Origin of the sequence: Dysgonomonas sp. 25 (assembly GCF_010501075.1) — a bacterium.
Taxonomy (GTDB): Bacteria; Bacteroidota; Bacteroidia; order Bacteroidales; family Dysgonomonadaceae; genus Dysgonomonas.
On record NZ_QVMN01000008.1, the window covers coordinates 1 to 10,018 of the forward strand.

The following is a 10,018-nucleotide window of genomic DNA, read 5'->3' on the forward strand; positions in this document are numbered from 1 at the left end:
TGAACGGACAAAAGGGCGTCGGTACGGGGCAGCCTGTGAGATATATAGAAGTGTGTTTGAAGGTTCGCATTGTATCATCCCGCATGAAAGTGTCATCCCGAGTGGATACGAGGGAGCTCTTTCGGTTTTTGTGTAGGGGCAGACCTATGTGTCTGCCCGATATATCGATTCGCGGGCGCACACGCAGGTGCGCCCCTACAAAAGTTCTATTGTTGATAGAAGAGGATGATATACTTCCCCCTTCGGGGGATTGAGGGGGCCTGCTATTGCCTGAAAAATGGCCCCACATTCCCCCTTCTGCAGAGGGGGACGGGGGGAAGCATCCACGGTCATCGCGACCCGGGATGCCCCTGGTATTAACACAAGCAATTATTAAGTTGACATGTAGACGAGTTGACCAGTAAACAAGTTTATTCCATTCTTGTATACTCGTATACTTGTCTACTCGTTTACTTTTTTTTGAAAAAAATACCCAGAAGATTTGGTGGACTAATCGAAAATAGCTATATTCGTGTGTGTGTGTGTGTGTGTGTGTGCACGCGAAAGAGCAATCATCATATTGATATGAAGAATATTAAATAAAAATATATGCTTATAATTGCTCACTATTTGCACGATAATATTACTTTATGATATTGCAAATATAAATGAAATATTCCTAAGCGATTGCATTTTTCTGAATTTTAACCTTTGGGTGGAGTCTTTTTTTATAGGACATTTCGTGCCATAAGCATTGTAATTGCAAAATATATAGCCTCCAATGCCTGTTAGTTGAGGTATTTTTCCTATTTTTGTCATCCTCAACTAAATATACGAAAAGCAATGAATATTCTGGTCTTAGGAAGTGGCGGACGCGAGAACGCCCTGACATGGAAAATAAAGCAAAGCCCGAAAGTAGATAACCTGTATGTTGCACCCGGAAATGCGGGAACAGCAGCAATTGCCCGGAATGTGGATATGTCGGTCAACGATTTTGAAGCGATAAAGCAATTTGTGCTTGCCAACAACATCGATATGGTAGTCGTCGGCCCCGAAGAGCCGTTGGTGCGTGGGATATACGACTTTTTCAAGGGTGATGCGGCTATTGCGGCTATTCCTGTTATCGGCCCGTCGCAGGAAGGGGCGAAGCTGGAAGGCAGTAAGGATTTTGCCAAGCAATTTATGATGCGCCATGATATTCCTACTGCCCGCTATCAAAGCTTTACGCAAGAGCAGTTGGAGGATGCTTACCGTTTTCTGGGCGAGTTGAAAGCTCCTTATGTACTGAAAGCTGACGGTTTGGCTGCCGGAAAAGGTGTGCTTATCATAAACGACCTCGACGAAGCTAAGTGCGAACTGAAAAATATGTTGGGTGGCATGTTTGGTGATGCCAGCCGTACGGTGGTAATCGAAGAATTCCTGTCGGGAATAGAATGTTCCGTTTTTGTATTAACAGATGGAGATTCATATAAAATCCTTCCCGTGGCGAAAGATTATAAGCGTATAGGCGAAGGCGATACCGGTCTGAACACCGGCGGTATGGGTGCTGTGTCGCCTGTGTCGTTTGCTGATGCTGCTTTTATGAAGAAAGTGGAAGAGCGTATTGTTATTCCGACCGTAGAGGGATTGAAAAAAGACAATATCGAATATAAAGGCTTTATTTTCATCGGATTGATTCGTGTAGACGGAGAGCCGATGGTAATAGAATATAATGTGCGCATGGGCGACCCTGAAACCGAAGTAGTCATGCTTCGCATCCAGTCCGATTTGGTAGATTTGCTCGATGGCGTAGCTAAAGGGACATTGGATATCCAATCGCTGGAAGAAGACAGTCGCTATGCTACTACCGTTATGCTTGTTTCGGGTGGATATCCGGGCGATTATGCCAAAGGAATGGAAATATCGGGGCTGGATGATGTGACCGATAGTATTCTCTTTCATGCCGGAACTGCAACAAAAGACGGTAAGGTGGTGACAAGCGGCGGACGTGTGATAGCTGTCAGTTCGTACGGGAAAACAAAAGACGAAGCGCTTGCTTTGTCTTACCGCAATGCCGAAAAGATAACCTACACAGGCAGATATTACCGGAAAGATATTGGCTTTGACCTACAATAATCTGTCGGCGTGCAATTAGGAACTATACAAAAGAAGATCGCAGCCGGTAAGGGTATCTTTACCGCATCGGTTGTTTTTGCAGTCATTGTCAGAGTGCTGTTCTTTTTGTATGGAGATTATCAGGGCTGTGATTATACAGGTGCCGGTTATCTGTGGAATGCGATAGCCCCGTTGTTCGATAACCTCTTGTTGTCGATGGCGACCAATGTGCTGATTGTTGCCTTTATCTGCGGTTTGATTTCGTTTATCAATTCGAAGTTTATACTTATCCGCGAAAAGACGTCTCTCCCTGAAGCTTTTATTGTCCTGTTTCTTAGTAGTCATCCCTATTTTCTTGTAACCAGCCCTTACTTGATTGCCGTTATTTTCCTTATAGGGGTTACCTACCACCTGTTTAATACCTACAATGCACCGGGAAAACCGCTGGTATCTACCAATATCGTCTTCGAATTGCTTCTGGCGAGCCTGTTTGTCAGCCAGATACTTTTATTCTTTCCCATATTTCTCATTGGGTTGGGCATAATGCGGAATCTTACGTTTAAATCTTTCTTGGCCACCCTCCTGACTATTGTTGTTACCTATTTTCCTATACTTACCTATTACTTTGCAACGGGAAATATGGAAGGCTTTTATCGTCCTTTCTTGGATTTTAGCCTGGATAGATTGTCTCAGATGCCTTTCTTCGGCTTCACAACAATAAATTGGGTTATTTGCGGGATAATAGTGGCGGTTATCATTTTCCTGTTTATCTATAACTATCTCAATAGCTATAAAGATAAAATACTGGTACGTATCTATCTTAATTTCCTCGGCATCTTGTTGAGCTTTTCGGTTCTCTATTGTGTCCTGCTCAACATACACGGTCAGATGAATATGCTTGTGGCTTTTTTTCCTGCATCCTTTTTGTTGGCACACTATTATGCTCTTTCGCGCAGCAGGGTGACCTTGCTGGTTTTTATCTTATTTATTTTGGTTTATCTATTTATCGGCTATAACTCATTTCTTTAAAAATGCGCTAAAAGATGAAGTTTTTGATAGGCAGTATAGGTTTTTTACAGAGAAAAAAGTTATATTTGGAAAATTATTATTTAAATTCGCAGTCTGAAATAGAGAATTCAATTCGTTTTTTATCATAATTATGCATATATCCTTTACGGCAGAGCAAATTGCTAAGGTTTTAAACGGAACTATCGAGGGCGATCCTCATATCGAAGTGAATAACTTTTCGAAGATAGAGGAAGGAAAGCCCGGAACTTTAACCTTTTTGGCAAATCCGAAATATACACATTATATATACGATACCAATGCCAGCATTGTATTAGTAAATAGTGATTTCGCTGCCGAACATCCTATAAAAGCGACGTTGATACGCACACAAAACGCTTATGCTTCATTGGCTATTCTCCTCGATATGGTGGAAAAGTCCAAACCTCGTAAAACAGGTGTGGAAACGATGGCTTATGTAGACGAGAAAGCCGTTTTGGGACAGAATATCTATGTGGGTGCGTTCAGCTATATTGCACAAGGTGTAAGAATAGGAAACAACACACAAGTGTATCCCCAGTCATATATTGGCGATGGTGCTACCATCGGCGAAAATGTGGTTATTTATCCGGGAGTAAAAATCTATCCGGGATGCCGCATCGGGAATAACTGTATCCTTCACTCCGGAGTGGTAATCGGTTCGGATGGATTCGGTTTCGCCCCCGAAGATGGTGTGTACAAAAAAATACCACAACTGGGCATCGTCATCATCGAAGACGATGTGGAAATAGGAGCAAACACAACTGTCGATCGCGCAGTGATGGATGCTACTATCATACACAAAGGCGTTAAACTGGATAACCTTATTCAGGTGGCGCATAATGTAGAGATTGGCGAAAACACCGTTATGGCTGCTCAGGTAGGTATTTCGGGTTCGACAAAAATCGGTAAAAGTTGTATCGTAGGAGGACAAGTCGGTTTTGGCGGCCATATCACAATCGGTGACGGCGCTAATATCGGTGCGCAATCGGGCATTATAAGTAATATAAAAGAAGATGCGAAGATTATAGGCTCTCCGGCCATACCGGTGAAAGACTTTTTCCGTTCGAGTGTTGTTTTCCCTAAACTGCCCGATATGTATCGCGAATTAGCCAAGTTACAAAAGGAAATAGAAAAATTGAAGTCCAATAACAACGAATAACAGAATAAAGCGTTAAGCAGATAAGATATGAATAATACCGCTATGGATAAGCAACATACCTTGAAAGGTAGTATTACTTTTAAGGGTAAAGGATTGCATACAGGTTTGCCTGTTACAGTTACGTTCAATCCTGCACCGGAAAATCATGGATATAAGATACAACGGGTTGACCTTCCGGATAAACCGATTATCGAAGCCTTAGCCGAAAATGTAGGAAACACACAACGGGGCACTGTCCTCGTGAAAGGAGATGTAGTTGTCAGCACAGTAGAACATGCTATGTCTGCCCTTTACGCATTTGGTGTAGACAATGTTTTTATAGAAGTCGACGCTCCTGAATTTCCTATACTCGACGGAAGCTCTATCGAATATGTAGAGGCTATCAAAAAGGTAGGATTGGAAGAGCAATCGGCCGATCGCGACTACTATATCGTTCGTCGCAAGATGGAGGTTAAGGACGAAGTGACAGGATCGAAACTGATCCTTTTGCCGGACGACCAATTCTGCGTAAACTCATTTATAGAATTCGAATCCAAATTCATCCCGAATCAGTCGGCAACGCTCGACGATTTGTCCGAATTTGAAAAAGAAATAGCACCTTGCCGTACATTTGTGTTTGTGCGCGACGTTCAGCCGCTGCTTGCAGCCGGGTTGATCAAAGGCGGCGATTTAGACAATGCAATCGTTATCTACGAAAAGCAAATAGAGCAAACGGATTTAAACAAACTGGCTGATTACCTTGGTGTACCTCACAAAGATGCATCGGAACTGGGTTATCTGAATAATAACCAACTCCGTTTCCCGAACGAGCCGGCTCGTCATAAACTGCTCGATATTATCGGCGACATGGCACTTGTAGGAAAACCGATTAAAGGACGCGTCATTGCAACCCGTCCCGGACATAAGATAAATAATCAATTGGCTCGTGCTATCCGCAAGCAGATCAAGCTGAACGAAGTACAACCGCCTATATACGATCCCAATGTAGAACCGGTATTGGATGTAAACAGAATCAGAACAATGCTTCCGCATCGCTATCCATTCCTGATGGTAGACAAGGTGATCGAGATCGGGCATCAACACATCGTTGGAATCAAGAATCTGTCTGTAAACGAATTGTTCTTTCAGGGACACTTCCCTCAGGAGCCGGTTATGCCGGGCGTCCTTCAAGTGGAAGCAATGGCGCAGATAGGAGGCTTATTAGTACTGTCACAGGTCGAAAACCCCGAGACGTACTCAACATATTTCATGAAGATAGACAATGTCAAATTTCGTCATAAAGTAGTGCCGGGTGATACGCTTATATTCCGTTTGCAGATGATGTCTGAAATAAGACGTGGAATAGCGAATATGAAAGGCTATGCCTTCGTTGGGGAGAAACTCGTTTCCGAAGCAGAATTCATGGCGCAAATAGTAAAAAACAAATAAATTTATGTCAAATATATCAAATCAGGCCTTTGTACATCCCGATGCTAAACTGGGAAAAGATTTAACTATCGAGGCCTTTGCCTATATCGATGCGAATGTAGAAATAGGAGATGGCTCGGTTATCATGTCGGGTGCTAATGTCCGCAGTGGTTCGCGTATCGGCAAGAATTGCCGTATATCTCCGGGAGCCGTTATCGGCGACATTCCTCAAGACCTTAAATTCAAAGGGGAGGATACATTAGCCATAATTGGAGACAACACCGTGATAAAAGAATGCGCTACTGTAAATCGCGGAACAGCATCGAAAGGCAAAACCGTAGTCGGTAGCAACTGTCTTGTTATGGCGTATGCCCATATTGCACACGATTGCATTATCAAGAATAATGTTATCATAGGCAATGCAACCCAATTGGCAGGAGAAGTGGAAATAGACGACTTTGCCATTTTGAGTGGCGGGACGCTTGTTCACCAGTTTACCCGTATCGGACGCAATGTGATGATACAAGGTGGAACCCGTTTAGGAAAAGATATTCCTCCCTACATTATTGCAGGGCGTGAGCCGGTTTGCTATGCAGGCTTGAATCTGGTAGGGCTCAAACGTCATAATTTCAATATGAAGCAAATCAATGATATCCAAGAGGTTTATCGTTATTTGTACAACTCGGGCTATAACTTTACGGATGCTATTACTCACATAGAGAAAGAAATGGAAATGACCGCTGAAGTGAAGCTAATCGTAGACTTTGTGAAGAACTCACAACGTGGAATCGTAAGAGGATACCTATAAAAAATACACTTATTATAAGTGCAATAGCTTGCTCTTCCATCGGAGGTGCAAGCTATTTTGCTACAAGGGGGATATATTTTTCCCAAAACTCTTTTACTTTCGGTTTATCAAAGCCATGACACGCAAAAGGGAGTTCGCCGTTATTAAGCTTGATGGCAATATCGGGTTTCCTGTCGATGGCAAAAGAAACAGCCTCCTGATAATCAGGTATTTTAAAGTCAGGCTGAAGTAAAGGCGCTTTCAACGACCAGAAAACATCTTCGACTGCATAAATTGACTTCGAATCATCTTTTAGTGTGGTAATTAGTTCCTTATACTGTGTCGCTATATTGTAGAACGATTCGACTTTTCTTAACGAGAAGCCTCCATTTCCCACTTTGAACAGATGATCCCAATTCCGTTTTTTCTTACCCTTTATCACGCGGAACGCATTATCGAGACTTCGCAGAAACCCGCTAAGCCAAGTCTCTTTTGACCCGAGCCATGGGGCGCCAATATAATCATATCCACGCTGGCACCAATATAACAGATCGTCTCTGAAAACATATGCATCTGTCTGGCAAATAAGGATATATCTGGAAGATAAAAACCGCTCGTAGAAAGTCTCTGAGAGCATCAGACTATTATAGCCTTTTATCCCTTTGAAGAATTGAGGATCGAACCTTTCGACTCCGATATTTTCCCGATTAGGGACTCCTTCCAGAATACTTTCTATATCCAGCCCTTCGGGGCAAACAATTGTGATTGGGTGCTTCCCTAATACCTGAAAAGTCTGTCTTAGTGATACTTCTTCATGTTGAGACATCTCAGTACGGTAAACCGGGATAATAACTTTTACTTCCTGCATATCAAATAGTACATTATTATGCGGTAAAGATATTGATTTTTTCGCCCCTCCCTTTTTATATTATGCAAAAAACAGACAACAACATCTCCTGATTGCTAAAAAAGCACTACCTTTGCACCCACAAAATCAATTTATGCAAAATATTAGAAACATTGCGATTATCGCACACGTAGACCACGGTAAAACAACACTTGTTGATAAGATGCTGATTACCGGACAACTTTTCAGAGATAACCAACAAACAGGCGAACTCATCCTCGATAATAACGATCTCGAACGCGAACGGGGAATTACTATCCTCTCCAAGAACGTTTCGATTAATTATAAAGGAACAAAAATCAATATCATCGATACTCCGGGACACGCCGACTTCGGTGGCGAGGTAGAACGGGTATTGAACATGGCAGACGGATGCCTGCTTCTTGTCGATGCATTCGAAGGGCCTATGCCTCAAACACGCTTTGTGTTGCAAAAGGCTATCCAGATGGGATTGAAACCGATTGTAGTCATCAACAAGGTGGATAAACCGAATTGCCGCCCCGAAGAGGTTCACGAAATGGTTTTCGACCTTATGTTCAGCCTCGATGCTACGGAAGAGCAGTTGGATTTCCCTACCATATACGGTTCGGCCAAACAAGGCTGGATGGCTGAGGAAGACTGGAAAACGCCGACTTCGGATATTACTCCTCTCTTAGATGCCATCGTGAAATACATTCCTGCCCCTCAGATATTAGAAGGTACACCGCAGATGCTGATTACCTCGCTCGACTTCTCCAAATATGTGGGACGTATCGCTGTTGGGCGCATCCATCGCGGCGAGTTGAAGGAAGGAATGGACGTGTCGCTCTGCAAGCGTGACGGCAGTATAGTCAAATCAAAAATCAAAGAACTCGATACATTCGAAGGCCTCGGCCGCGTCAAAGTCGATACCGTGCAATGTGGCGATATCTGTGCCCTGATTGGTATCGAAGGTTTCGAAATCGGTGATTCCATTGCCGATATTGAAAATCCCGAACCACTGGAACCGATAGCCATCGACGAGCCTACGATGTCGATGACATTCACCATAAACGATTCTCCGTTCTTTGGCAAAGAAGGTAAGTATGTGACTTCGCGTCATATTCACGACCGCCTTATCAGCGAATTAGACCGGAATCTTGCCTTGCGCGTCGAAATGACCGACAATGCTGATACATGGACAGTCTATGGCCGTGGCATCCTGCATTTGTCTGTCCTCATCGAAACAATGCGCCGCGAGGGGTACGAGTTGCAGGTAGGACAGCCGAAAGTGATTATCAAGGAGATCGACGGCGTTAAACACGAGCCTGTCGAAATGCTTACGATAAACGTGCCGGATGAGTATGCCAGCAAAATGGTGGATATCGTTACCCGCCGCCGCGGTGAACTGACGATGATGGAATCGAAGAATGAGCGCACGTTCATGGAATTCGTTATCCCTTCGCGTGGTATCATCGGGCTCAACAACGTAGCGCTTACCCTATCGGCAGGAGAAGCTGTGATAGCTCACCGCTTCCTCGAGTTTCAGCCATGGAAAGGCGATATAGACAAGCGCAACAATGGTTCTATCATTGCAAGCGAATCGGGCAATGCTTTTGCTTATGCCATCGACAAGTTGCAGGATAGAGGACGCTTCTTCGTAGAGCCGCAGACAGACATCTATATGGGGCAAATCGTTGGCGAACACTCCAAAGAAGGCGATTTGGTCGTAAACCTCACCAAGTCGAAGAAACTGACCAATGTTCGTGCTTCAGGTACGGACGACAAAGTGCGGTTGGCTCCGGCTATCAAATTCAGCCTCGAAGACTCGTTAGAATATATCAAAGAGGATGAATATGTGGAAGTTACGCCACAATCGATTCGCCTGCGCAAGATATACCTCGACGAGAACGACCGTAAACGGATGACGAAAAATAAGTAAGCAAGCGCGTCACTTTTTTGTCACGCTGTTTTTGGATGTTTATTCGCTTAATTATCAGACTGATATTGCCAAAAAAACTTGACAAAACAGGATGTGTTTTATAAAAAACAGTTGTCAAATTGTGTCAAAAAACTTATTTCCTTGATAATCAAGCGAAATTTAGTTAAAACTTGACACACTTGACATATTTGACGTGCTACAGTGTTTTTTGTCTTGTCATTTTTTCTTTTTAACCACGGAGTAGCACGGTTTTTTTCACGGAGTAGCACGAAGTAAAAGAACGGTTCTGTCATGCTGAGCCTTTGGCGAAGCATCCCGACCTGAGGATGAACAGCACAAAGCGCAATGAGATCCCTTGCATTCGCTCGGGACGACAATCTATATGTCAACTCGTTTACTTGTTAACTTTTCTTATATAGATAAAATTATTTGATAAAAACTATCCCCAAGCTGACAGGCCCGCGTATTGTCAGCTCGGGGAAGATAGAAAATTTCTACCGAATTAAAATAGAGGAATTAATCAAAATTTGTAACTCCAATTAAATCGGTAATATTCAATATCAGGGCAATCTGAAATTAATTTAAATTGATATTTCTTTAGCTGTTGCTCTAATTTATAGACCTCTTCTATGGAAATTGATAAATCAGAAGGGGAGTCTTCTTTTGAGGGAATTCTAAAACGAACTTCTTTTATTAGGCCATTTTTGTCCAAAAGCAGAAGAAGAGTTAATCTTTTCC

Annotated in this window: 8 protein-coding genes; 6 read left to right on the top strand and 2 right to left on the bottom strand. The window is 43.1% G+C overall.

The genetic code is table 11. The annotated features are described in order from the left end of the window. Positions 1-822 precede the first annotated feature (822 nt). The 5 genes from purD (at position 823) to lpxA (ending at position 6,494) form a co-directional block, all read left to right on the top strand. Positions 823-2,094 carry a phosphoribosylamine--glycine ligase gene (purD, locus tag D0T66_RS12600; protein ID WP_163357660.1) on the top strand — a complete coding sequence of 424 codons (1,272 nt, stop codon included), beginning with the start codon at positions 823-825 and terminating at the stop codon, positions 2,092-2,094. Between the two features lie 9 nt (positions 2,095-2,103). Next, entirely contained in the window at positions 2,104-3,102 is a 999-nt protein-coding gene (locus D0T66_RS12605) for a hypothetical protein (protein WP_163357661.1), read from the top strand. A gap of 136 nt (positions 3,103-3,238) precedes the next feature. Beyond that, positions 3,239-4,279, top strand: a complete 1,041-nt coding sequence (gene lpxD / locus D0T66_RS12610) for a UDP-3-O-(3-hydroxymyristoyl)glucosamine N-acyltransferase (protein ID WP_185154845.1) — start codon at positions 3,239-3,241, stop codon at positions 4,277-4,279. Positions 4,280-4,321: 42 nt separating this feature from the next. Next, positions 4,322-5,707, top strand: a complete 1,386-nt coding sequence (locus D0T66_RS12615; RefSeq protein ID WP_163357820.1) for a bifunctional UDP-3-O-[3-hydroxymyristoyl] N-acetylglucosamine deacetylase/3-hydroxyacyl-ACP dehydratase — start codon at positions 4,322-4,324, stop codon at positions 5,705-5,707. A gap of 4 nt (positions 5,708-5,711) precedes the next feature. Then, positions 5,712-6,494, top strand: a complete 783-nt coding sequence (gene lpxA / locus D0T66_RS12620; RefSeq protein ID WP_163357663.1) for an acyl-ACP--UDP-N-acetylglucosamine O-acyltransferase — start codon at positions 5,712-5,714, stop codon at positions 6,492-6,494. Positions 6,495-6,546: 52 nt separating this feature from the next. Here lpxA and D0T66_RS12625 read toward each other — a convergent pair whose 3' ends face one another. Beyond that, positions 6,547-7,341, bottom strand: a complete 795-nt coding sequence (locus D0T66_RS12625) for a DUF5672 family protein (protein WP_163357664.1) — start codon at positions 7,339-7,341, stop codon at positions 6,547-6,549. Between the two features lie 133 nt (positions 7,342-7,474). On the opposite strand from D0T66_RS12625, the gene typA reads away from it, so the two are divergent. Beyond that, positions 7,475-9,280, top strand: coding sequence for a translational GTPase TypA (gene typA / locus D0T66_RS12630; protein ID WP_163357665.1), 1,806 nt, complete (start codon positions 7,475-7,477; stop codon positions 9,278-9,280). A gap of 520 nt (positions 9,281-9,800) precedes the next feature. Here the strand turns inward: typA and D0T66_RS16245 are convergent. Then, positions 9,801-10,018 (bottom strand): hypothetical protein (locus D0T66_RS16245; RefSeq protein WP_221412225.1); only part of this gene is annotated, 218 nt, incomplete at its 5' end.